The organism is Tildeniella sp. (assembly GCF_059505325.1).
Genome location: NZ_JCACKI010000066.1, coordinates 37,825 through 59,131 on the forward strand (window position 1 = coordinate 37,825; position 21,307 = coordinate 59,131).

The window sequence follows — 21,307 nt, forward strand, 5'->3', positions numbered from 1 at the left end:
AGGTTGGCACCACTCAGGTTGGCACCACGCAGGTTGGCACCACTCAGGTTGGCACCACGCAGGTTGGCACCACTCAGGTTGGCACGATCGCCTTTCACCTCATCACTCCAACGTGTTTGCAGCCACTGATTATGCTGCTCTAACACTTGCTCTAAATCGTTGATTACGCGCATAAAACCTCTAATGGTTGAAAGATTAAGAAAGGCGACAAGTGCCGCCCGGTACACAAGTAAAACTCAGGCAGCGTTACGCTCTCTCACTGCTTGTCGGTTGCGCTCATACCGTACCTGCTCCCACTGCTGGAACAGATAAGCTGCTGCATCCTGGTAGGTGGCGTATTCAAGACTTTCACCGTTCTGCAAAGAATTGCGCTCGATGTAGCTGATCATCCAGCCGCCTGCACTGACCTTGATTTGCCCTAGCAGTTGAGCCTTGCCGCCGCGACTCTGCCAAGAAAGGCTGTAGCTGATTGGTTCAGTTGGTCGATCGCTGGTAAACCGACGAAAGCCACCATCTTGCAAAAAGTTGATGATGCGCGGTTCGCCGCTGATTGGGTCTTCGTCAATGTTGATGTAGGCAGGGGGTAGAAGAGACGCGATCGCGCTGACTCCGCTGATGTCGCCTTGGGCGTATCGACTGAGGGCTGATCCGGCTTCATTGCTTGTGGTGAAGTCCATTAGTTGAACCCTCCATCGCATTGAGGAAACCAGCTTTTCTGATGCTTCCAGGTGCCGCCTAACTCTGACTCGATCGCATTGGTCAAGAACGGCAGAGAAATGTCGTTGCTGATTTCTTTTTGAGTTAGCTTTCCATCCTCAATCACGTCAATTAACGTGTTATGGGGAAAACACTCGTCTAAAGCTGCGCTCGAAAATTCACCAGATGCGATCGCACTCTCGAATTTATCCAAGCGATCGTAGTTCGTGATGATAATGGGCGATGTTGACTTAAGCGCTTCATCACCTGACTCTGCATACTCAACGCGAATGCCGAACTTCTCACCCTCTTGTACGGTTTGCTCTGCTACTGCTAGGGGAGCCAGAATAAGGACGCGATCGCCTGTATATTTAGCAACGCAGTCAGCCCACTTAAGCTGCATGTAGGTCTTGCCTTTGCCGTAACTGGCATAGATACCAGCACGACCGCAACGTAGTGACCACTTCACGATATGAGGCTGAAAGGCGTACTTTGGCTCTGGTGTGCCTAACCATTCAGGATTGACTTCAAAGCCAGTTTGAGAGGCTGTAGAGAGCTTGGCATTGAGAAAAGTGTTGTAGTCAGTCATGCCACCACCCTCAACTCAGACTCGATCGCGCTCAACTGCCCCTGCCAATAATCGACCTGCGCCAACAGCGATCGCCGCTCCCCTTCATCCTTTGTTTTTGCTGCTAAAGCTTTATAGCGCGTCACCTGGAACTGGCAGTGCCCAGCCTCAGATAGTGGCTGTTCGTGCATCAATCGGAGTGATGGCTTCACGCTGTCACCTCACCTTGAAGGGCTGAGATGAAGGCTTGGAGAAGCGCGATCGCGGGGTTTGCATCATCACAGCGATAGCTTGCCCCGTCGATCGCTATGCGCCCTTTGTCGTAAACGAACACATCCCACCGTGACTCATTGGTGTCTGCATGGTGGTAGGATTCTGCGTCAATTACCCAACCGCGCAGCGCGATCGCCTGCTGAATTGCCCATTGGAGCGCTGCCCAATTCTGCCATTCTGGTTGGCTGATAATTTGATCGTTTGTTAACGTAATCGTGTGCCCCTTGGCAAGCGTAAAGTGGCTTGTTACTTCCAGCTCTTTTCCAGCGCTTTCGTGTCTCGTGTAATAGCTGCACACTTCAGGCGCTAGTTTTGCAAGAGAGACGAGGTTTGCTTTGAGAGCGGCAACGTCGATTGATTTAGTCGTATCTGCTAGATTGGTCATTAGTCGAGTCCGTACGTGTAATACGGGCGATAGGCTACTAGCCGGGGTGCACCCGGCGCAAAATTCTTCAGGCGGCAGATTGCTCAGACGTTTCAGGTAACTGAGCAAGACCCTGATTAAGCAAAAAATGCACCCATTCCCACTTCTTTAGATGCGCAGGCTTGGATGCTTCAATTTGGGCATTGAGTGCGATAGGGACGTAGACTGCTACGCGATCGATGTTGATTACTTTTGTGGTTTTCATTCCTTTAATTCCATGATTGAATTCAAGCAAGGCTTTGAAAAAGCCCGCTGTGTAGTGGCAGCGGGCTGATTTTTCTAGATTGAGGAGACAGTAAACGTGGTGTTTGCTTCTGAAATTTAGTGTACTGGATTCCGCAGGCTGGATCAAGTAGACTTCATCGTTTCTTTACATCTCGTTTGATAGAATGAATTCGATACACTGGACGGGGCTTGCAAATGTCAGAAGCAGGGGACGATTTGTTTTGGGATTCGCAGGGCTTGCGCCGCATTGCGGAGCTGATAAAAAGCCAAACTGGTCCTCAAGCAGGCAAGCGAATGACTCAAGAGCGGCTTTGCTATCTGGCTGGAGTTGGGAAAAGTAACCTTTCGCTTTTCCTCAAAAATATTGGCAACAGCAAAGGTTTCTACAGTCACATACCCGCGCCAGAGTTTCTACTCAAAATTGCACCGCACATCATTGATCCTGATACTGGTGAAAACTTTGACCCTGCCAAGTTCTTAGCGATCGCGTGGAAGTTAAACGATCGCGTCATCGTACTTTCTCAGGCACCACAACCCGTTGCGCTGCCGACTCATATTTTGAAGCTTAAAGGTGCGATCGATGCTGTGCTTGAGGCTGAGCAAATTGATCTAAAAACGCTGGCTGAGTCAATGAAGCTGCATACAGCAGGTATTACAGAGCCGACAGCGTGGCTACAGTCGCTAATGACAGGCAGCACCACAGTAGACCCGGATTCACTTCATTGCTTAGCAAATCGCGTACCGCTGGACGGTATCAAAAGCAATATTGAAGTCTGGGCAAAGCTTTTTGACCTGGATCTTAAGGCGATCGCCGCACAGCACGAACAGTCCAAGCAAGGCAATGGGCACAGTAAACCTGCCAAGAAAGAAGCGAAGCCTAAGCCGAAAGCTTAAGCAAAGCAGAATCAGCTATTCATGCCCCTGCCTCAGCTCCAAGCATTCTACACCCCGGACGATCGCACCGTTGTACAGTCCTAACCAGGCTCGTACGTGCTGATAGATTGGATCGCCGTGATAGGTGTAGGCAGGATATTCGTATTCCACATCTTCGCCTGCATGGTTTGCTAAGAGCGTCTGAAACCGTTTGAGGTGTTCCGGTATCCACGTGCTGACACCTTTGGGCGTGGGTTCGTCCATGCTGCGCCCAGTCCATTCTTCTACTGTCAGTCCACAGCCTGAAAGACAATTGCTGCCAGACGCTAAACCAATGTGATCAATGAAACGAATGATTTTGAGATCTGCGTTTTCTGCTACTAACTGATCGAGTACGGCTTTGCTTTCGATGATGCGTAGTCCGTTCGCCTGTCTGGGCAAAATCAGCCGTCCATTGTTTGCAGCTTGAGACATAGCACTAGCACCCTTCCCGAAGGTAGTGAGGAGATGCGGTGAGAGCGGTAAGAACAACTCCCCTTGCACCTTCAAGTTAATGCGCCTTACGCCCATCTGTAAAGCACGGTGGGATACATTCAGCCGATCGGCGAATACTTTGCCAACTGTTTCTTCGTCTACACAATCAACTTCGATTGCTTGCTGCTGCTCCCAAGGGACAAGCGGGTTGTCGTGAGATTCTAGATCCCACCGCACCGTGCAAGGGTATGCTTCAAGCTTCAACGATCGCTTCAGTTGTGCTAAAAAGTCGGCTGCTGATTGTTCCGGGGTAGACATAGAGATCAGCAACAGAGAGGGCTGCTGTAATTCTACGCTGAATGGCTTAACTCGACGTGTGAGCGATCGCACAACAAAGTCACGCCTGCGGGGGCGCTTGATCAAAGGTTGGGGCATTGGTGAATGATGGGGGCGATCGAGTTGCCGGGTAGTGATGATTGAGTGCGTTGGAAGCTTCGCAGCTTAGTGGACAGAACAACGCTTGAGAGCACCTGAGAACGCAAAAAGACTGATTGAGTTAAGCTTTCTGGCTGTTGCCAATCGTTTATTTAGATTAACGAATCACAGGAAGGCTGGAACACCGATCGCTAAACTATACAATGCATCGGGTGCAAATTAAAGAAGTGATGAAGCTGCAAGTGCAAGTGCATCCAACGGAGCGCGATCGGCGTAATCAAGGTGTTTTAAGTGGTGCCTCTGATGGGTGATGGGTTGTAGGGCGATCGCGCTTGATGGTGGGATAATGTGCTGAGAAAGCCGCTAGAGAAGTGCCGGGAAGCTTGTACTCTAGCGGCTTTCCGCACGTTTAGAAGGGCTTGCGGTCTAGCGCAATGCGACAACCGCAATCGTTATCAGTATGCCACGCTTACCTCTTACTTTTGCTGATCTGATCCGACGATCAGGTTTGACTCAACGCGCGATCGCAGTGGCACTGAATAAACGCGAATCTACGATATCGGATTGGGTTAGACGCATCAGTTATCCAACACTCACCTTTGCTGAGATACTCCAGCTTGAAGTCTTGCTCAATGGCTCGACTGAAGAATTGAGTCTGGCGTTTGACGACTTTAGTGCTGAAGATGCCCGATCGCGGATTGAGCAGCGACTAAGGTTGATGGAGTAGTGCGATCGCAGCGACCAAGATCTAAACGGCGCGTTTGGGTGGCTTGGGCAGTCTCGGACCAGGGATACCACTACCACCCGCCATCAAACAGGTGCGACCTGACCCGCGATGACACTCTTCTGGTGAGGGAGCTAGGGTGGCAAGAGGCAAGGCGATCGCCACCAAAACGACAAGGGTAGCCAGTGAGAGCGTAAACTTGTACTCTTTGCAGAAGTCGGTACAACCACACTGAGGATGCTTCGGGCACAGCGTATAGAAACTGTGGGTATTGCGCGAGACTATTGATTGACGTAGCATGATTTTGACCTTGTAATGGGGTTGAGCGATCGCTTTGACTTACCAGGGACGGGGCGATCGCTTTGATTTGAGTAATTGATTAAGCTTTCGGGATGGCGATCGCCAACTTAACGAACCGAATCGGGAAGCCACTTGAGCGATCTTCTTCCTGTCCAATGACTGCCCATAGCAGCAGTCCGTGACGCTGTTTCACAATTGGCAGCGCTTGAAGTTCGCTCCAGTCGTTGCACTCCAAGACCGATCGCGCCCACGCCTCTCTGTCTTCGTACGATGCCAGTAGTTCGCCTTCGTAAGCGTTTTGATTGGCTTTCACTATTGCCATTGCGCCCACGTAGTCATAGTGGTCAAGGAGGCGATCTCCTCCTCTGATAATTGCTTGAGTATTCATGCTGCTTTCTGTTTTAACCATTTCTGTTGCAATTCTCTAATGGCTGCAAACCCACCTTTAATGTGAGTTTCAACCTCAATCTGAGTCATCCAATACCTTGCTCTGATACCGTTGGACAGTCCAATGATTTCGACGCAGTAGAGCGCTTCCAAATCGCGCAGCAGTTTACCGGATGTGGTCGATCGCGCAATTTTGACAGGTTCATCCAGGAAAGTTGGTGGTTGGTTCATGCTGCAACCTTCTGATGCTTGTGCAGTGCGTAGACTGCTTTATCTGGTCGTTTGACATCGGCACCGTGACACAGCGCGATCGCTTCTGCTAGCGCTTGAGCTTCTGCTTCGTTTTGGACTGGCAGCAAATAACCGTAACGCCAACTGCCAGTATCGTGAAGGTAAATGTGGGCAGTGAATTGCAACATGGTTTTTAAGAGTGGGGGACTGCCGCGATCGGCTGGTAGGTGCGCCCCTGCCTAGTCACATCAAACCGTTATCCAGATACAACCAATACAGTTCATGTGGGTCGCTGCTGGCTGCTGCTCGTGCCTGAATTCCATTTAGCGATAGCGATGGTCTGTAATCTTCAGGCGATGGCTCGATGCCCATCACTCGCTGAGCATTGTTGATGCTTGGCACTACTGCGATCGGCTGTACGTTTTCTGATACCAGATACCCATTGCCGTGTGGGTTCTTTAACATTTTCATCGCTAAACCTCCAAAGCGCGATCGCTAATCTTCTGCCCCAACTCAGCCACCTTCAGCCGTGCTGCTGACTCTACCTGCTGAGCGGTCGCTTTTACTAACAGCGAGGCACGATCGCGCTGCTCCTTTAACACCCCTTTTACCGCCGCCACTGCTGCCTGAATCTTGTCAGTAGCAACCTTCTCAAAATCTTCATACTGCCAATCGGCATGAGCTTGCGCCCATTGATGAATTGCTTTCGCTCCATCGATCAACAAGAGGATCGAGGCGATGCTGAGCAAGATTGTGGTGACTGCTGCACGTCTGATCGTGCGGTAGATGGACTGGGCGCGATCGCTTGTCACTGCTGCATAAACTTGTTCGCCGATTTCCCAAGTGCGGGAGACGAGTGCGATCGTCTTGGCTGTGAATGGATGAGTGAGTTCTGGAAGTTGAATCATGATGTTCTCCTTATGAAGTGGTTGGAGTGGTTAGGCAGCGAGAAAAATTAGCGCTTCATCCAGGTCGTCAGCCTCCCAGATTTCCATTCCGTCCCAAATGTCACGGATGGAAGCAAAGCCTGTCGCAACGTCGATAACGATGTAGCAGTAGTCGTGAGTGAAAGCGGCGATAGACATGGCGGAATCCTCGATCGTTTACAAAACGCCCATCATTCAGGGCTGCTGTAAACAGCGGTGTTTTTATTCCGGGTCGCCTCCGGTCTTTCGCTGCCGCTTGAAGCGCCGGGGCGTTGGGTCGAACCCATGTCTCTAATAGTAATACCACCAATAGTAATACGTCAATAAAAGTAGTATTACATTAAGTGATACTATTGTGCTTGTTGTATAAGCTATATCTATTACGATAAGTAGCACAAAAGAAAGTAGTACCACTTATAATAGTAGGAGACGTTTACGGTAATGCCAGTGGAAATCAGATTGAAGCAAGTCAGGGAGGCAAAAGAGATCTCACAAAATGAGTTGGCTAGACGTATAAAGATGTCTCCGCAAAACATTCAAAAATTAGAGCAAGGCAGAGCTAAAGGCGTTCAGCTAGATACGCTTGATATGCTTTGTGATGCGCTTGATTGTGAAATCCAAGATATTTTGGTGAGGATTAAAAAATGATAGCTGCAGATGCATTGGCAAAGTATCCATACAATTCAACGCAATGGGAAGAGCTTGGTTTTAAGTCAAAACTAGACTTGGAGATGGTTTTGAAGCTTTCGCCTTCTAGCTATGGCTCTGACTACATGGAGGCGATACTTGTAACAGATGAAAAAGTGACAATGTTCAACGATTTTGCCAAGCAGTACCTTTTGCTATGGCATCAGTCTTGTCTCAAGGTGAAGCAAAAAGAATCAAGCACCAAACCTGGTACAAACGGGTTTGACTCAGTTTATTTTTTGTTTGATGACCTTAGACAATCAATAAAAATTGGCACCACCATTTGCGTAAAACAAAGAGTTAAAGATTTGCAAGCGGGCACATCGGCAAATCTTCAGTGCCTAAAAGTAATAAAAGGTGGCAGGAGGAAAGAGCATCAATTGCATAAAAAATTTGCACATTTGCATATTAGGGGCGAGTGGTTCAAGGCGACTCCAGAACTACTGAGCTTTATTGAGGAATGCAAATGACTGTCAGCACATTAGGACTGACAACATCAAAGAAATTAGACGGTTGTGGGGTCAGAAGAAGGGCAGTAGACAGAAGTTGTTAGGGGAGGGTTAAGCCATGAGTAAATTGCAGGTATGCGTCAAACCGTGCAGCCAATGCCTGTTCAGCCGATCGCGCATCGTCTCAGCAGAGCGCAAGGCTGAAGTGCTGACAGAGTGCCGCAGTAGCGATTCACACTTTGTCTGCCACAAAACGGAAAGCGCTGTGTGTGCAGGGTTCTACAAGCGGTTCGATACCAACCTGATTCGTGTGATGGGTAGGTTAGGAGGATTGGAATTTATTGAAGGAGATCAAAAGCCATGAGCAGTAAAACAACAGAGATTTTGGCAGTAGGCACGATCGCCACTTGGACATCGCAAGCGGCTGGCACGGTTGGTCGTAGAGGGTTTGACATCCTCCCCGCTAAGGCTAACGAAAGTAAAAGTATTGGAGCAGCAGCCATGAGCAATCTAATAGAAGCCCTTAAGTCAAGCTGGCAACAGTATCCTCAATTGGCTGAGAAGCCTAAATGCCCTCTTTGTGGGATTCCAGCAATCATCCATTTAGCGTCGAGCAATGTTACAGATCAGATTGAGATCGAAAAATTGATTGAAAACAAAGGCGAAGTAGAAGCTACGGCTAAAGAAACGTGCGAGTATCGACTGACCTTGATTAAAGCTGAATTACAAGACCTTCAGAGCAAGCTAGATAATTTCAACCCGGATAAAGCGGCGTGGGTTGACAGTGATTTACTAGGTGATATTTTGACCTACTTAGCAAAAGCGAATGGGGTAAAACTGCCATAAGCCTGCTTTCCCAGGCTAAGCCGTCCACCGCTGCCGCTGCACCTCACTTAATCCTGCCAGCGGCATCATGGGTGCTTTTGGTTCATCCATCTGACGCAACTCCACAGCAGGCAATGGCTCATCCGATCGCAGTAGCTGATACCCACGCGCTGCACATTCAACCTGGGTTTGCATCCCACCAAAGCTCATGCGATCGGGTTGGTAATGCTGCGATAGTCGGTAATGCCTCCAGGTGTGTCCTGGGTCTTGCACGTACAGTTCTTTTTTGGCATTGGATGATAGAGAGTTGCTGCGCCATTGCATTAAACCGGGCATAGGTCAAGCTCCAAGTTTTTGCCATTTTAGCGGATGAGTCGGCAACCCCGCACTGAAGTGACGGGGCTTCAGGCGCAAGCCTAAGCCATGCTGACCAGATCACTCGCAAGAGTAGCCGTTAGTGGAGTCACGACACCCTGGGATGCGTGCTAGTCCCCTGCTCTGTCGCTGTCAGTTAAACAGTTCTAAGGTCACTGGAACAGTGCTTTCAGCCTAACAAGCTCCACTAACAAGATCGAAGCAAACATTACATTCCCATAGAAGAGACGCTCCAATGTCTAACTTTGTTTTTGTCCTCGACACCCACCACAAACCGCTCAACCCTTGCAAACCAGGAGTAGCGCGTTCACTCTTAACCAACGGGAAAGCTGCCGTTTTCAGGCGCTATCCGTTCACCATCATCCTGAAAAAGTCTGTAGCTGCTGACCCCTTACCCCTCACTCTGAAGCTCGACCCCGGTTCTAAAACGACTGGTATCGCTTTGCTGTCGGGTGATGCTGTAATCTGGGCGGGTGAACTTACTCATCGCGGGCAAGTCATCAAAGCGTCTCTAGATTCCCGTCGATCCATGAGACGTGGACGACGCAGCCGCCATACTCGCTACCGTCAAGCTCGTTTCTTGAACCGTACCCGTCCTGATGGTTGGTTAGCGCCTAGCCTTCGGCATCGGGTGTTGACGACGCTGACATGGGTAAAACGGATTAACCGTTTTACCCATGTCAAAGCACTCTCACAAGAGCTTGTGCGGTTTGACTTGCAAAAGCTTGAGAATCCAGAGATCAGCGGGGTTGAGTATCAGCAAGGTGAACTTGCTGGCTATGAAGTGCGTGAATACTTGCTCAATAAATGGGATCGAAAGTGTACCTACTGCGGCAAAGAAAATGTGCCGCTCCAAGTGGAACACATCCAGCCCCGTGCCAAAGGTGGCAGTAACAGGATCAGTAACCTGTGCTTGGCTTGCGAACCTTGTAATACGAAAAAAGGGACTCTAGACATCAAGGTGTTTCTAGCGAAAAAACCAGAAGCCCTTAAACGAGTCCTGGCACAAGCAAAACGCCCATTGAAGGATGCAGCAGCGGTTAACTCTACCCGCTGGGCATTGTTCAACGCACTCAAGGCGACAGGGCTACCCGTGTCAGTGGGATCGGGAGGACTCACTAAGTTCAACCGCACACGTCTCAACCTGCCTAAGACTCACTGGCTGGATGCTGCTTGTGTGGGTGAAACGCTCACACTGACAGTGTTGACTACGCAACCGCTGCTTATCAAAGCGACCGGGCAAGGTTCGCGGCAGATGTGCAGAACCGATAAATACGGATTCCCCAGTCGTTATGTCCCCCGGTTAAAGTTTGTGCAAGGCTTCCAGACTGGCGATATTGTGCAAGCGATTGTCACTACCGGGAAGAAGATTGGCACCTATGCAGGACGTGTGGCTGTGCGTTCTAGCGGTTCGTTCAACATCTCGGACAAATCTGGCTTGGTGCAAGGCATCAGTTACAAAGCCTGCAAAGTGACGCAACGCAAAGACGGCTATGGCTACGCACTCTGACCGACTTTAATCAGTGTTTTTGTTCTTATTCCGCTTAAAAGACGAGGGTTTCCCAAAGGATTTTTTCACAACAAAACAGGGGCGATCGTGTTTAGTGCGATCGCCCCTGTTTTCTATTGCGACAACCTCTAATTGTTTGATTTCAGGCTTTTCAGATAAGCGATTGCTTCATTCTGCTTATCAGATGGCAAAGAATCTAGCAGCGACTTGATTTCAGACCGGGCTATGGATTCATCCCACCAATTAATTTTGTTGTCTTCCTCAATCAAGATAGGCATTCCACGCTCAACCGCTTGAGCTAAAACTTCAGCGATCGCTACGTTGGTTTTAGCTGCCAACTTCCGAGCGGCATTGTTTAAGCTGTCGCTAATCCGAATCTTGACTTCGTTTTTTGCCACTATCCTGTCTGCCATCTTTAGGTTCCTATTATCTCATTTGAGATGATTTTAACCTGCATCCCCAAAAAGAACCCCTCAAACGGGGTTGACTGAGGGGCAGATTGTGCTATCTTCAATTTGTAACCACAGGTAGCCACTCGTCACCACCTGTCACCACCCGTTGAAATTAGGAGGATTATGGGCGCGACTACGGCAATCAAGCCAAAGACTGAAAATTTGATCAGGGAGACGGTCGCTTTTGATGGCGGCAATCGCACGATTCAGTGGATTGACGCGCTAGGCATGGTGCATACAATCCCTTCGTTCATCAAATTCATTGATCCTACTTGGCAGGAGATTCAGCCATCGCACAACAGCGTGGTGATTGAGCACGAAGGACAGACCTTTGTACTTGGGCAGGCAGCGAAGGAAGAGGACGGCAAGCCTATTTTTGAGGCTGGCAAAATCAGCCTTGCACCGAAGCTTGTACTGGCAGCGTTACAACCGAATCCAGGGGAGGACGTTGTACGGATTGAGCGACTATTGCTGGCACTACCAAGCTCTCGTGTCACTGAAGATTTGGAAGTCCTCAAGTCGATCGAGGGTACGCACGAATTTACCCGCGATGGGCAGCGTATCGTTGCAACTGTCGGTCGTGTGGTTCCAGTTGATGAAACAAAAGCGGCTCATGCTCGTGCTGTTAAAGATCGGCTCTTCAAGTCTGATACCAAGCTCAACGGAGTTCTAGATCTAGGTGGGGGCACGGCTATCGCTCGTCTTTATAAAACAGATGGCTCCATCAAGCGCGATATGGATGTTATTTTGCAGGGTACTGACGCTCTGGCAGAAGCAATTTCAGCACGAATCAACCACAAGTTAGGGCACACAGCGCAGGCGTGGGCTGTGATGGATGGTATTGAACGTGGCGACTACGCAATTGGTGAAAATGGTCAGAGCTTCAAAGATGCATTTGATGACGCACATGCCGAATGGTTGACCAACATCCGGCAGAAGATTGGCAGTAAGTGGAAGCCGCTAAATCAATCGGGTCAGATTGGTGAAGTGCTCATCATCGGTGGTTCTGCCCCTTTAGCAAAACCACTGGAAGAGTTAACTAAAGGTCGATTTTTTGTTGCTGATATGCCTCAAGTGATCTCTATTCGTTCCATGCCTCTGCTATGACTTCCCCGCTGCGTGTTCAGTTCTCAGGCGATAAAGCTGAGTACGCTCGGCATTTGGCTAAAGTCGCTGGTCTTGATGATGATGTTCACCGCTTGTTTTGCCAAATGATGCACTTGTATGGATCTGACTGGGAGAGTCGATGGGCAGCGGATAGCAACCAGTTCCGACCACCAGCAGCAAGCTTTTCGCCACCGACTGTTGAAGTCGATCTTTCAGTTGATTCGATACCTGGCTTGTAACAGGTGGCTATACGTCACCACAAGTCACCACTGATAGCCACCTGTTGTTTCGCGTCCTCACCATTAGCCATGTCCAACCACTTAACTAAAGCTTTCCACCGTCTGAGCCTGAAAACACTAAGCAGCGCGATCGTTAGTGGTGTTGCTGCTTTCCTTGCCACTGGCGCTGCCACCAATCACTACCTGGAGAACTATCCAGAAACCACAATTCAGGGGCGTGAGCGCTTTCTGGGTGTGGTGATGACGCACATTGCGCCTTTTGCGGGCTTGACTGCTGTAGCGGCAGTAATCGCCACAGCCTTAGCCATACCAGAGCGAGATGATGATGCAGTGGTAGCCAAATTCATTGCTCGACAGTTTAATCGAGGCACACTTACGGCTACTGAGCTAGAAGTACTCAGCAACCTGGTTTCGCTCCGAGAGGATCAAAAAACCAATCCGTAGAAAGCCCAGTTTCCCACCAACAACAAGCCTCAAAGACCGATTCTTGCGTTCATTTAGTGGGACAAATTCAAATCTAGTGGGACATTTTCATGCTTTCAGACACACCAGATTTCGGCTCTCAAAATGGGCACACACCAACTCCACCAACGCCTCAGCCAAGCGCGATCGCCAAACCCACTTTTTTCAGCAAGCTACTGTTCTTTGGTGCTGTTGGTGGGGCGTTGATCTTACCTCTAGTCACACGTCCCCACCAATCACCATCTGTTGCACCAACCCGCGACACGCCAGTAGTGAGGCAGCAACTGAAGGATGGACAGCCTGTAGCACCTGCAACTGATTCTCCTTCAATGGATGAGTTGATCAGTACGTTAGATAAGGCGGTAGTGACAGGCGATCGTGACTTTGGTTTACTGCTCAAGATTCGGGCTGACCAATTCCAGCGTCAGGCGCAAAAGAGTAGCAATGCTGAGTATTGGCTGGTGCAGACCTACGTTGCGCAGTACAACCAGTACATCAAAGCCTCCAAGCGCTACGGTTCTCTCTCTGGCGATGCCGAACAGTTTCAAGTGATCAAAGACTACTTCATCGATTCGCTTGCTTGTCTCTACGCCCTGAGAGCCGTCAAAAAAGGCGAGGCTGTGAGTGGCAAGGCGATCGCGCCTAAAGAGTACCTGGACGCTGCCAACGAAGCGATCGCGCAATACTCTCTGATTCTCGGTACAAACTTTCTCAATCCTTCGGTGCCTCAAGATGAACCCAAAAGCGATCGCAAGCCTGTTGCTGTTAAGTAGCGCTACTCTCACCATGTCTTTGCTGCGTAGTCCGGTAGGGATGTATGCAGGGTTGGCAATGGTGGGCGGTGCGTATGGCATCAACCGCAAGCACCAGCTCACAAACGGCGATTATGCTGCTGTTTTGCGTGAACCTGTCAATGGCTTTACCGAAGGCTGGCAGCACTTATTCGAGACGTTTGCCTTCAGTCGCAAGGACATTGGTGAAGCTCGCAAGTTAATCCAAGTGCAGAACCTGCAAAAAGAACTCAAGACAAATGTGCAAGCTTGGGTAGAAGCAGAGTCCATCAAAGGCGAGTGGCTAGGCGATTGCATCCGACGATCGTTGTTGGTCTGCGGTGTGAGTGGCGATGGCAAGACTACCTTTCTGCTGTGGGTCTTAGCCAAGCACTTTGAGATTGTTGCTGATCTGCATGTCACTATCTGCGACTTGGATTATGGTTCGTCGCATGAGGGCAGTGAGCCGAATTGGTGGTTTAACCTGCCGCGAGGACGCTATATCCGTGCCAGCTACGAAGAAATCCGTGATTCGATTCTGGCTGAATCGGCAGAAGTCGATCGACGTGCCAAACTGAGCCAGGATCCAATGCAAGTGCGTAACTTCCAATCCAGGCTCTTAGTGATTGACGAGCTGATTGCAGTGATTGACATTGCGCGGTCAAAAGGTAAAGACGAGTTTGATCCGTTTATCTCTGCCTTTAAAAATATTCTTAACCGTGGACTCAAACAGCGGGTGAAGGTAATCTGCGGTGTGCAGAATTTGACCGTGACCGACACCGGGTTATCACTGGCGGCACAAGACTCGTTTAATACGATCGTCCTTCACACATCAGCCTTGAAAAAAGACCCATTGAAGCGCATGGGTGTTGAAGATGTAGATGCAATGCTTGAACGCGCTAAGGGCATCACAAGGATCCCAGGCTGCGATCGCATTGGTGTTGTGCGGACTAATCAAGAGATCAATATTCGCATCATGCCGTATCTCAGCGTGGACAGCGTTGAGCTTAAGTTGCCAGAAGACGACACAGACCCGCTTGAAGTTTGGCATCAGCAAGTGTTTACAACCGCAAAGTTGGCTGAAATTGAACAGCTGGCTGAGCAGTTTTTAGCAAAAGAGATCAAGAGTCCGTTAAGGCAGATTGCGATCGACTGTGGCTTGAAAGAACTCCGCAACGCTGACCCGAAATACCAACGGGTGAAGCAGGTCTGGGAAAGTGCATTACAAAAAGTGGGGGTATTGGTTCATGGTTAGATTGGTTGGCACTTTGGTTATTGCTTCGCTGCTACTGAACCTTCTAGGCTCAGGCACCATCAAACTTTCAGTGGACGTAAGCGGCACGATCAAAGTGCTCTATAACGTCGCTACGTTCATTCTGACTGGGCAAACCCGCACGCCCACACCAGAGCAGCGCAACCCAGTACCACCAAACGGGGTTGAGTGATGGTACGCACAGCGATCGCCACTTACTACTTCGTCATGCTCTGGATTGCCATGCAGATTCTTACGCCTGGGTTGATTGCGCCTGCCAACCAGGAAATTCAACGGGCGACAGGGTGGGATCTGCCAAGCATGGGTAAAGACTCAAGTCAGATGCAGCCACCGACACCGAAGGAGTGAGCAATGGCTGAGAACGCTGACTTAGTAAGAGCCCTTACAAAAATAAATCAACGGCTGGATGGCATTGAGTCAGGACTAAAACGATCGCAGTCATCAACGAAGCGCGATCGCAAGAGCAAAGATCATGATGCTGAAAAGTTGGTCAAGTTTGTCAATCGCAAACTTAAAGCAGCTTCAGACGACATCCAGGAAGCGCTCTATCTCAATACGCTAGGCTTTCATCTGATTGCGCCGTGGGTTTGTATTGGAGTGCTGCTAGTGGGACAGCAAGCAAAAACGCTAGACCCGAAGGATTGGGTGCGCGTGGTCTTGACGATGATTAACCCTGTGGCTGGTCTAGTGCCGATGGACAGCAAGACACCTGAACCGAGCGGCGATACTGTGATTGATCTTGCCAAAGTTACAGCAGGCGAGAAGATTGGCAGTTACGAAGTCACTAGTGGCTACGGACCGCGTAACTCCCCCGGTGGTATCGGATCGACTTCCCATAAAGGTGTAGATGTGGCTTTGCCATCTGGCACACCCATTAAAATGCCTCTAGATGGCAACGTGAAATGCCATGACCAAAGTGAAGGCAATGCAGCAGGCACTTATGCAGTGATTGTGCCGACTGAAGGCACTTATGAGTTTATGGCAGCGCATCTGTCACAGTGCAACTCAGGCACCTATAAAGCAGGAGCTACGATCGCCCTTTCTGGTAACACAGGCAATTCAACTGGACCGCATTTGCATTGGGCGCAAAAGCCCAAAGGTGGTAGCTACATGCCGCCGATGCGGGGTTACTTAGAATTAGCTGTGGTGGGGCAAGCGTCGATCGTTGTGGCAAATCCAGTGATCAAGGCGATCGCCACCCAGGAATCAGGCGGCGACTATACTCAGGTCAACCGTGATTCTGGAGCGCTAGGCAAGTATCAGATCATGCCTGACAATGTGCCGTCCTGGTCGAAGGAGTGCTTAGGGCAATCGATTAGTGCTCAACAGTTTTTAGGTAGTTCCAGTCTCCAAGAAAAAATTGCGACTTGCAAACTAACACAAGAGTTTGAGCGATCGCGTAAGGCTGGTGAGAGCAGTTTTGAAGCCTGTCGATCGACCGCTGCATTCTGGTACTCAGGCAATGCCAGTAATAAGAACAGCAGCAAGCCTCAAGGCGGTTATCCGTCTATTCAGGATTACACGATTCAGGTTTGCTCTAAGGTTGGCAAGCAGACTGAGGTTGCTGCTAGTCGTGGAGCACAGACGACCTTTGCAATATATGCAGGTTACGAAATCGGTAGCGCTGTGAGTCTTGGCAGAGGGAAGCTGCTCACGAATTACCACGTGGTCAAAGGCAGCAATACAGTTAACGTCAAATTATCAAACGGCTTTATTACTCGCGCCAAGTTAATCAAGCAATCCCCATCAGAAGATTTAGCGTTGTTGTCAGTCTCTACTGCGTTGCCTGGTGTGCCGCTGGCGGCAAATGTGCGTCAGGGTGAGCGAATTACAGCGATCGGTAATCAGCTTGGCAAGATGACACGCACAACGGGTAGTGTGAGCGCTATCAGTGCCATGGTGCAGCATTCAGCCCATCTCGATCGCGGCAACAGCGGTGGGGCATTGCTGAACGATCGAGGGCAGTTAGTCGGCATCAATGCTCAATGTGATGCTGATGAGCGTGGCAATTGCAAAGCTGGCGGCAATGGTTTTGCAATTCCAGTCAATAAAGTCAGGAGGTTCATCGATGGCTGATTTAGGTTACTACGCACGGCTAGAAAGGATGAGGCGGCATCATAAGCGCTGGCTTTGGCTGGTTTGTGGGCGCTGCTGCATCACATTGCAAGCGATCGGGCAACAGCGCGGCGGCTATACAGGGTACGCCTGCCATCACCTGAACTATGGTAGCGATCGCTTATGGTGGTCTGTTTTACCAGTTTCTAAAAGCTTTCACGACAGCGTTTTGCACGGCGTTTTATCTGGTGGTCTTTCGGCAGGCGAACAACGACGCAAGCATGGGCGCTACCCAAATCTTTTGCAAACGCTGTTGCATTGGTGGGGGAGGTTTGTGCTGTTGTGCCTGCTGCTATGTCGTTTTGTGTTGACGGTATGGCGCTACAAGTTTGAGTTAGCAACTATGACAGCGATCGGTCTTGTTCTGCACCGTTTTCTTTGATTCAACTGGAGCAATAAAATGTCGAAGATTCTTATAGTGATTTTTGGACTTACTTTTCTAGGCGCTTTGCCTGCTTCTGCTGCAACTAAAGTTTGTGTTAATGGAGGCAGCACAGGTTTATCTGTACGTGGTGCCGACCAAAAAGCTATTGCCAAGGTGCCAATCGGTTCTCGGTGGTGTGGCGTGACAAATTATAAGGTTAAGTACAGGATTGATTTTGGGCGTGATGGCTTGGTTGATTATGTTGATGTCGCTTTTCTTAATGGCACAAAAGGTTATGTAGCAAAAACTTTTTTATTCCCTTTTAAGATTCAACGTCGTTGACACTCCCACGGCTAAAGCACGATCGGTTTTGCGGGTTCTCAGCCTCTCCCTTTTCTATAAAATTGTTATGTGTTCCAGGTTGCCCCATGCAAAGTAGATCTAAGCCCGTTGTCGTCGGTGGCAGAGTTAAAGCAGAAGAAGTGAATGCGCCTGCTGAATGGCTAGAAGCGATCGCTGCTGCCATGTTTCATATCGGTGCTCAATGTCGGCGGGCGCATAAAGCGCTGGTCGATCGCTCTAGTGCTGATTCCGACTTCATGACGGATGAAGAGATTAAGGATAAGCTCGACATGATGCATCAGAAGTATTTGGAAGCGCAGGGCGCATTGCGAAATCAGCTTTCGGAGCATCGCGCACTTCGGGCAATCCATTTCAATCGTAAAGCTGTGAAACGTCGCCTGCAAGAATTGAAAGAGGCAGAAGATAAGCACCTATACAGGAGGGAGGGCTGATGGACGCTAAGACACTAGCAGCATTGTTAGACGGTCGGCAGATGGGCGATGAGATTACTAAAGAGGAAGAAGCGATCGCCAAAGAGCATAGCTTGGTTGTAGCGTTTGGCTACTCCGACGACAATGTTGAATTTAGAGGCGCGATCGATGATGAGGTAGGGGCTTACGATGGCGCTGAAGTAGCAATAGTAAACGGGGCGATCGTCACTTCTAAGGATGAGTTAGCTTTCTTGGCGAAGTATCCTACTGCATCCCTGACAGGCGTTCGCAAAGTTACAGCAACATGGGAACCAGAAGGGCTAGATGCTTCATGGCTGATTGACACTGAAGGTGGCGAACCATTTGATATTTACGAGGACGAGAAATTGTTCTGTCGCGGCATGGTGTTCAAGCTATGAACGACGATCGCAACCTAGACGCAATTAAGGATAGGGCTACGACAGATGCGATCGCGCAGGCTCTGAGCACTATCGACAGCACTCTGGAGTATTGCGCTGTCTTTGTGGAAAGCAATATCGAGTATTTTGTGGACCCGAAGGACAAGCGGTTGGCAGGTACGATCGCGCAAGCTTTGAGGAACAGGAAGGTGAGCAATGGATAGTGATCGTTTTGTGATTGAGTCGATCGACCTTGCGCGTAATCTTTTTGGGCTATCAACTGAAGATGCAGTCGCAGCGCTAATCAGGCTTAAAATGATTCGTGGTTTGACATGGCAAGGGATACGCGATCGTCTTCGGGCTGATTTTATTTATTTGGATGCTGACGGGCAACTAGAAACCACACCCCACTTCACATCGATCGATTGGGATGATGTCATCCAAACGCTCACACCACCACGCCGATCGACCTGTGTTGGCTGCCGTTTTTACCACGGGGAAGTGCATCGGGGCACGCAGTTGATCTGCGCGGTGCATCCGAAAGGCTGGCAAGGTGATGTTTGCCCTGATTGGGACAGCTAAGGCTCCAAAATGAATAAAACATTGAGACGATGGTTGATTTCTGGTTGCATGGTTGGCGCTTGCTCGATCGCGCTATTCTGGCAAGCCCCGCAAGTAGTTAACTCAAATTACTGGTACTTAGGTTTTGCGATGGATGGCGTAGCGATCGTGATGCCCGCTGCATTAGGCATGAACATTTTCAGGCGTATGCGCCGAGCAACAAAAATGGCTGTGTTGATCTACAGCCAGACGAAGGTATGGGTTTCAAGCTGGGACTGCTTAACCTTGCCGCAGATGACCGGGGATGAGTTGTTAGAGCGATTGGCAATATTCAAAGCCGATCGTGAGTTGTTTGAATCACCGTTGAATGTTCTTAGAGGCAAAAAAGTTAGCTAAGAGCGTGCTCTTCCCTCCTATTCGCCAACAATTGCTTGCTTTCGGGAGTGAGTGAATCTTCCAGTCCTCTCACCCACTCCCGAATCAATTCCGTTTTTGACCGCGCCACCTGATCTGAGTAGACTTCCAAAATGTCCATCTCACCAACCAAAATATCTGCGTTCAACCTGACACCTTTTCGCTTTGTCATTTGCTATAATGTGAGTAGTAGTTACTCACAGCTTATCATGCTCCTAGGTTTCAAGACGGAACTCAGGTTAAACAACGAGCAGCGCATAGTGTTGGCGAAACATGCTGGCACTGCTCGTCACGCTTACAACCAGGGTCTTGCTTTAACCAAACAGGTGCTTGATTGGAATACTACACACCCAGAAGATAAGATCAAGTTCCCGACAGCAATTGACTTACACAAGTGGTACGTTGCATCTATCAAATCTGCCAATCCTTGGATATACGAAGTGTCTAAATGCGCTGGTCAATACGCGCTGAAAGCGTTGCGTGATGGGTGGGATCGGTGCTTTAAGAAAATCTCTAAGCCGCCAAAATTCAAGAAAAAAGGACAGCGTGATGCATTTAGATTAGATGGTACGATCAAAATTTTAGGCGTTAATCATCTTCAACTGCCCGTAATTGGAGTGTTGCGGACGTTTGAAAACTTGCCGCAATCGTTCAAGCCAAAGAGTGTCACGATTAGTCGTCAGTCCGATAAGTGGTTTGTTAGTTTCAATCTAGAAGTTGAGCCAACCCAGACAGAAAAAACCAATCTATCTGTAGGTGTTGACCTTGGCGTGAAGCATTTTGCTACCTTGTCTAACGGTCAAGTGTTCGACGTGCCTGCGTTGTACAAGCGGCTCAAAGTGAAGATTGCGAAGTTGCAATATGTCAACCGTCATAAAGTCATTGGCTCTCAAGGTTATAAAGACTTTCAAGCTAAAGTCGCTCGACTTCACTACCGTTTGTTTTGCGCTCGCAAGGACTTCTTAAATAAGCTGACAACCTATCTAGCCAAAACTTTTCAGGTCGTCTGCATTGAAAATCTGAACGTATCGGGGATGCTGAAGTTTGGCAGGCTGGCGGGTGCTGTAGCCATGCTGGGCTTTTACGAGTTCCGTAGGCAACTGGCTTATAAGTGCAAGCTTTACGGTTCTCGACTGTCTGTAATCGGACGCTGGGAGCCTTCTAGTAAACTACATCACAAGTGTGGTTGGAAGCATGAAACGCTCAAACTCTCAGACAGAATTTTCTACTGTCCTGAGTGTGATGAATCAATTGACCGTGATCTAAATGCGTCTCTGAATATAGAGCGCATCGGGCTGAGTCTCAGTTCGTGAAGGCTTGTGGACGTAGAAGTGCCGTCACCTACGGTTGAAGCAAGTAAATTTCAGTTTGTTCGCAAATGTAAGTAAACTATGGACGGTTAGAAGCTTTGTCGAAAGATTGCATACGATCGCTGGTTTGGAAGTGCCAAATCTTGATCCCTACGATTACGACAAAGACCCTGATAGCATTGAGAAGGTTATAGATGACTGAAACTATCGATCTAATTGCTAAATACCGTCTGACGATCGTGCCAGACGATGAAGATGATGCCGTTTGGTACGCTGGTGTATTTTCATACGACTACTTTTCGACGTATGAGATATACGCTGCATTAGAAGGCGAGCTTGAGCGGCTAGGTACTGGCAGAACGATCGACGAAGCCGTAACCGCAGCAGTAGCACTGATAGAAGCGGCTAATTCGGCATTACACTGATCGTCGGCGTACCCTGATCAGTAGTATTTAGCGCTACAGGCTTCCCCTGCCCATTCGCATCGATTTCTATGGCACCAGTCGAGATGCTACGGCAGGTATATATTCTGCCACTGCCATCGTTTGCACGTACCTGATATAGTTCGCCTGCCACGCCAACTACTGTACCTGTTGTGGGTGGCTGTGGGACGGCATTGGCGCGATCGTTGTAGCGACTGCGGGCAAGATCTAACTGATTGCGTAGGTTAGCAGTAACGTCAGACAT

The 21,307-nt window shown here is 49.3% G+C and carries 41 protein-coding genes; 24 read left to right on the forward strand and 17 right to left on the reverse strand.

Annotation, left to right across the window (positions count from 1 at the left end; translation table 11 throughout):
* The 6 genes from AC5JO6_RS23120 to AC5JO6_RS23145 all read right to left on the reverse strand — a co-directional run.
* Positions 1–173, reverse strand: a 173-nt coding sequence (locus AC5JO6_RS23120) for a pentapeptide repeat-containing protein (protein ID WP_496083663.1), incomplete at its 3' end; no start/stop codon positions are given.
* A gap of 63 nt (positions 174–236) precedes the next feature.
* A complete protein-coding gene (locus AC5JO6_RS23125; protein WP_496083389.1) occupies positions 237–677 on the reverse strand; it encodes a hypothetical protein in 441 nt (146 codons plus the stop codon).
* Positions 677–1,285, reverse strand: a complete 609-nt coding sequence (locus AC5JO6_RS23130) for a DEAD/DEAH box helicase family protein (RefSeq protein ID WP_496083390.1) — start codon at positions 1,283–1,285, stop codon at positions 677–679. Before AC5JO6_RS23130 ends, AC5JO6_RS23125 begins: the two co-directional genes overlap by 1 nt.
* Positions 1,282–1,476 carry a hypothetical protein gene (locus AC5JO6_RS23135; protein ID WP_496083391.1) on the reverse strand — a complete coding sequence of 65 codons (195 nt, stop codon included), beginning with the start codon at positions 1,474–1,476 and terminating at the stop codon, positions 1,282–1,284. Before AC5JO6_RS23135 ends, AC5JO6_RS23130 begins: the two co-directional genes overlap by 4 nt.
* Positions 1,473–1,922, reverse strand: coding sequence for a hypothetical protein (locus tag AC5JO6_RS23140; protein ID WP_496083392.1), 450 nt, complete (start codon positions 1,920–1,922; stop codon positions 1,473–1,475). Before AC5JO6_RS23140 ends, AC5JO6_RS23135 begins: the two co-directional genes overlap by 4 nt.
* Before the next feature lie 67 nt (positions 1,923–1,989).
* On the reverse strand, positions 1,990–2,166 hold the full coding sequence (locus AC5JO6_RS23145) for a hypothetical protein (protein WP_496083393.1): 177 nt from the start codon (positions 2,164–2,166) through the stop codon (positions 1,990–1,992).
* 215 nt (positions 2,167–2,381) lie between these two features.
* Between AC5JO6_RS23145 and AC5JO6_RS23150 the strand changes: the two genes are divergently transcribed.
* Positions 2,382–3,080, forward strand: a complete 699-nt coding sequence (locus AC5JO6_RS23150) for a hypothetical protein (protein ID WP_496083394.1) — start codon at positions 2,382–2,384, stop codon at positions 3,078–3,080.
* 15 nt (positions 3,081–3,095) lie between these two features.
* Here the strand turns inward: AC5JO6_RS23150 and AC5JO6_RS23155 are convergent, their stop codons facing one another.
* Positions 3,096–3,968, reverse strand: coding sequence for a hypothetical protein (locus AC5JO6_RS23155; protein ID WP_496083395.1), 873 nt, complete (start codon positions 3,966–3,968; stop codon positions 3,096–3,098).
* A gap of 460 nt (positions 3,969–4,428) precedes the next feature.
* On the opposite strand from AC5JO6_RS23155, the gene AC5JO6_RS23160 reads away from it, so the two are divergent.
* Complete coding sequence (locus tag AC5JO6_RS23160) at positions 4,429–4,695, forward strand: transcriptional regulator (protein WP_496083396.1); 267 nt, start codon at positions 4,429–4,431, stop codon at positions 4,693–4,695.
* A gap of 21 nt (positions 4,696–4,716) precedes the next feature.
* Here AC5JO6_RS23160 and AC5JO6_RS23165 read toward each other — a convergent pair whose 3' ends face one another.
* The 7 genes from AC5JO6_RS23165 to AC5JO6_RS23195 form a co-directional block, all read right to left on the reverse strand.
* The gene (locus tag AC5JO6_RS23165) at positions 4,717–4,992 is read right to left on the reverse strand and encodes a hypothetical protein (protein ID WP_496083397.1); all 276 of its coding nucleotides are present in this window, start codon (positions 4,990–4,992) and stop codon (positions 4,717–4,719) included.
* A 79-nt stretch (positions 4,993–5,071) separates the two neighbouring features.
* On the reverse strand, positions 5,072–5,380 hold the full coding sequence (locus AC5JO6_RS23170) for a hypothetical protein (protein ID WP_496083398.1): 309 nt from the start codon (positions 5,378–5,380) through the stop codon (positions 5,072–5,074).
* Positions 5,377–5,610: a hypothetical protein gene (locus tag AC5JO6_RS23175; protein WP_496083399.1), complete on the reverse strand. Its 234-nt coding sequence runs from the start codon at positions 5,608–5,610 to the stop codon at positions 5,377–5,379. Before AC5JO6_RS23175 ends, AC5JO6_RS23170 begins: the two co-directional genes overlap by 4 nt.
* Entirely contained in the window at positions 5,607–5,798 is a 192-nt protein-coding gene (locus AC5JO6_RS23180; RefSeq protein ID WP_496083400.1) for a hypothetical protein, read from the reverse strand. The genes AC5JO6_RS23175 and AC5JO6_RS23180 overlap by 4 nt, the downstream gene beginning before the upstream one ends.
* Before the next feature lie 55 nt (positions 5,799–5,853).
* The gene (locus AC5JO6_RS23185; RefSeq protein WP_496083401.1) at positions 5,854–6,081 is read right to left on the reverse strand and encodes a hypothetical protein; all 228 of its coding nucleotides are present in this window, start codon (positions 6,079–6,081) and stop codon (positions 5,854–5,856) included.
* Positions 6,082–6,083: 2 nt separating this feature from the next.
* Positions 6,084–6,518 carry a hypothetical protein gene (locus AC5JO6_RS23190; protein WP_496083402.1) on the reverse strand — a complete coding sequence of 145 codons (435 nt, stop codon included), beginning with the start codon at positions 6,516–6,518 and terminating at the stop codon, positions 6,084–6,086.
* Positions 6,519–6,548: 30 nt separating this feature from the next.
* Entirely contained in the window at positions 6,549–6,695 is a 147-nt protein-coding gene (locus AC5JO6_RS23195) for a hypothetical protein (protein WP_496083403.1), read from the reverse strand.
* Between the two features lie 282 nt (positions 6,696–6,977).
* Here AC5JO6_RS23195 and AC5JO6_RS23200 point away from each other — a divergent pair, with 282 nt between their 5' ends.
* From AC5JO6_RS23200 to AC5JO6_RS23215, 4 genes are all read left to right on the forward strand, one after another.
* Positions 6,978–7,184 (forward strand): helix-turn-helix domain-containing protein, encoded by a 207-nt coding sequence (locus tag AC5JO6_RS23200; RefSeq protein WP_496083404.1) that lies wholly within the window; start codon positions 6,978–6,980, stop codon positions 7,182–7,184.
* The gene (locus AC5JO6_RS23205) at positions 7,181–7,693 is read left to right on the forward strand and encodes a GIY-YIG nuclease family protein (protein WP_496083405.1); all 513 of its coding nucleotides are present in this window, start codon (positions 7,181–7,183) and stop codon (positions 7,691–7,693) included. The genes AC5JO6_RS23200 and AC5JO6_RS23205 overlap by 4 nt, the downstream gene beginning before the upstream one ends.
* Before the next feature lie 97 nt (positions 7,694–7,790).
* On the forward strand, positions 7,791–8,036 hold the full coding sequence (locus tag AC5JO6_RS23210; RefSeq protein WP_496083406.1) for a hypothetical protein: 246 nt from the start codon (positions 7,791–7,793) through the stop codon (positions 8,034–8,036).
* Complete coding sequence (locus AC5JO6_RS23215; protein ID WP_496083407.1) at positions 8,033–8,518, forward strand: hypothetical protein; 486 nt, start codon at positions 8,033–8,035, stop codon at positions 8,516–8,518. The genes AC5JO6_RS23210 and AC5JO6_RS23215 overlap by 4 nt, the downstream gene beginning before the upstream one ends.
* 15 nt (positions 8,519–8,533) lie before the next feature.
* On the opposite strand, the gene AC5JO6_RS23220 is transcribed toward AC5JO6_RS23215, so the two are convergent.
* Complete coding sequence (locus AC5JO6_RS23220; RefSeq protein ID WP_496083408.1) at positions 8,534–8,833, reverse strand: hypothetical protein; 300 nt, start codon at positions 8,831–8,833, stop codon at positions 8,534–8,536.
* A 274-nt stretch (positions 8,834–9,107) separates the two neighbouring features.
* On the opposite strand from AC5JO6_RS23220, the gene iscB reads away from it, so the two are divergent.
* Complete coding sequence (iscB, locus tag AC5JO6_RS23225) at positions 9,108–10,382, forward strand: RNA-guided endonuclease IscB (protein ID WP_496083409.1); 1,275 nt, start codon at positions 9,108–9,110, stop codon at positions 10,380–10,382.
* A gap of 128 nt (positions 10,383–10,510) precedes the next feature.
* Here the strand turns inward: iscB and AC5JO6_RS23230 are convergent, their stop codons facing one another.
* Positions 10,511–10,795, reverse strand: coding sequence for a hypothetical protein (locus AC5JO6_RS23230; RefSeq protein ID WP_496083410.1), 285 nt, complete (start codon positions 10,793–10,795; stop codon positions 10,511–10,513).
* A 162-nt stretch (positions 10,796–10,957) separates the two neighbouring features.
* On the opposite strand from AC5JO6_RS23230, the gene AC5JO6_RS23235 reads away from it, so the two are divergent.
* From AC5JO6_RS23235 to AC5JO6_RS23315, 17 genes are all read left to right on the forward strand, one after another.
* A complete protein-coding gene (locus tag AC5JO6_RS23235; protein WP_496083411.1) occupies positions 10,958–11,941 on the forward strand; it encodes a ParM/StbA family protein in 984 nt (327 codons plus the stop codon).
* Complete coding sequence (locus AC5JO6_RS23240) at positions 11,938–12,180, forward strand: hypothetical protein (RefSeq protein WP_496083412.1); 243 nt, start codon at positions 11,938–11,940, stop codon at positions 12,178–12,180. The genes AC5JO6_RS23235 and AC5JO6_RS23240 overlap by 4 nt, the downstream gene beginning before the upstream one ends.
* Before the next feature lie 69 nt (positions 12,181–12,249).
* Positions 12,250–12,624 (forward strand): hypothetical protein, encoded by a 375-nt coding sequence (locus AC5JO6_RS23245; RefSeq protein ID WP_496083413.1) that lies wholly within the window; start codon positions 12,250–12,252, stop codon positions 12,622–12,624.
* An 89-nt stretch (positions 12,625–12,713) separates the two neighbouring features.
* On the forward strand, positions 12,714–13,415 hold the full coding sequence (locus tag AC5JO6_RS23250) for a hypothetical protein (protein WP_496083414.1): 702 nt from the start codon (positions 12,714–12,716) through the stop codon (positions 13,413–13,415).
* A gap of 13 nt (positions 13,416–13,428) precedes the next feature.
* A complete protein-coding gene (locus AC5JO6_RS23255; RefSeq protein WP_496083415.1) occupies positions 13,429–14,667 on the forward strand; it encodes a P-loop NTPase family protein in 1,239 nt (412 codons plus the stop codon).
* Positions 14,660–14,857, forward strand: coding sequence for a hypothetical protein (locus tag AC5JO6_RS23260; protein WP_496083416.1), 198 nt, complete (start codon positions 14,660–14,662; stop codon positions 14,855–14,857). The genes AC5JO6_RS23255 and AC5JO6_RS23260 overlap by 8 nt, the downstream gene beginning before the upstream one ends.
* The gene (locus AC5JO6_RS23265) at positions 14,857–15,033 is read left to right on the forward strand and encodes a hypothetical protein (protein ID WP_496083417.1); all 177 of its coding nucleotides are present in this window, start codon (positions 14,857–14,859) and stop codon (positions 15,031–15,033) included. Before AC5JO6_RS23260 ends, AC5JO6_RS23265 begins: the two co-directional genes overlap by 1 nt.
* 3 nt (positions 15,034–15,036) lie before the next feature.
* Positions 15,037–16,761: a trypsin-like peptidase domain-containing protein gene (locus AC5JO6_RS23270; protein WP_496083418.1), complete on the forward strand. Its 1,725-nt coding sequence runs from the start codon at positions 15,037–15,039 to the stop codon at positions 16,759–16,761.
* A complete protein-coding gene (locus AC5JO6_RS23275) occupies positions 16,754–17,182 on the forward strand; it encodes a hypothetical protein (RefSeq protein ID WP_496083419.1) in 429 nt (142 codons plus the stop codon). Before AC5JO6_RS23270 ends, AC5JO6_RS23275 begins: the two co-directional genes overlap by 8 nt.
* A gap of 18 nt (positions 17,183–17,200) precedes the next feature.
* Positions 17,201–17,506: a hypothetical protein gene (locus AC5JO6_RS23280; RefSeq protein WP_496083420.1), complete on the forward strand. Its 306-nt coding sequence runs from the start codon at positions 17,201–17,203 to the stop codon at positions 17,504–17,506.
* 86 nt (positions 17,507–17,592) lie between these two features.
* Positions 17,593–17,958 carry a hypothetical protein gene (locus AC5JO6_RS23285; protein ID WP_496083421.1) on the forward strand — a complete coding sequence of 122 codons (366 nt, stop codon included), beginning with the start codon at positions 17,593–17,595 and terminating at the stop codon, positions 17,956–17,958.
* Positions 17,958–18,356, forward strand: coding sequence for a hypothetical protein (locus AC5JO6_RS23290; RefSeq protein WP_496083422.1), 399 nt, complete (start codon positions 17,958–17,960; stop codon positions 18,354–18,356). The genes AC5JO6_RS23285 and AC5JO6_RS23290 overlap by 1 nt, the downstream gene beginning before the upstream one ends.
* Complete coding sequence (locus tag AC5JO6_RS23295; protein WP_496083423.1) at positions 18,353–18,559, forward strand: hypothetical protein; 207 nt, start codon at positions 18,353–18,355, stop codon at positions 18,557–18,559. The genes AC5JO6_RS23290 and AC5JO6_RS23295 overlap by 4 nt, the downstream gene beginning before the upstream one ends.
* Positions 18,552–18,917 carry a hypothetical protein gene (locus AC5JO6_RS23300; protein WP_496083424.1) on the forward strand — a complete coding sequence of 122 codons (366 nt, stop codon included), beginning with the start codon at positions 18,552–18,554 and terminating at the stop codon, positions 18,915–18,917. Before AC5JO6_RS23295 ends, AC5JO6_RS23300 begins: the two co-directional genes overlap by 8 nt.
* Before the next feature lie 9 nt (positions 18,918–18,926).
* Positions 18,927–19,292, forward strand: coding sequence for a hypothetical protein (locus AC5JO6_RS23305; RefSeq protein WP_496083425.1), 366 nt, complete (start codon positions 18,927–18,929; stop codon positions 19,290–19,292).
* Between the two features lie 131 nt (positions 19,293–19,423).
* Positions 19,424–20,623 (forward strand): RNA-guided endonuclease InsQ/TnpB family protein, encoded by a 1,200-nt coding sequence (locus tag AC5JO6_RS23310; protein WP_496083426.1) that lies wholly within the window; start codon positions 19,424–19,426, stop codon positions 20,621–20,623.
* A 191-nt stretch (positions 20,624–20,814) separates the two neighbouring features.
* Positions 20,815–21,045 (forward strand): hypothetical protein, encoded by a 231-nt coding sequence (locus AC5JO6_RS23315; RefSeq protein WP_496083427.1) that lies wholly within the window; start codon positions 20,815–20,817, stop codon positions 21,043–21,045.
* Here the strand turns inward: AC5JO6_RS23315 and AC5JO6_RS23320 are convergent.
* The gene (locus tag AC5JO6_RS23320) at positions 21,026–21,307 is read right to left on the reverse strand and encodes a hypothetical protein (RefSeq protein WP_496083428.1); all 282 of its coding nucleotides are present in this window, start codon (positions 21,305–21,307) and stop codon (positions 21,026–21,028) included. The two genes, AC5JO6_RS23315 and AC5JO6_RS23320, sit on opposite strands and share 20 nt — an antisense overlap.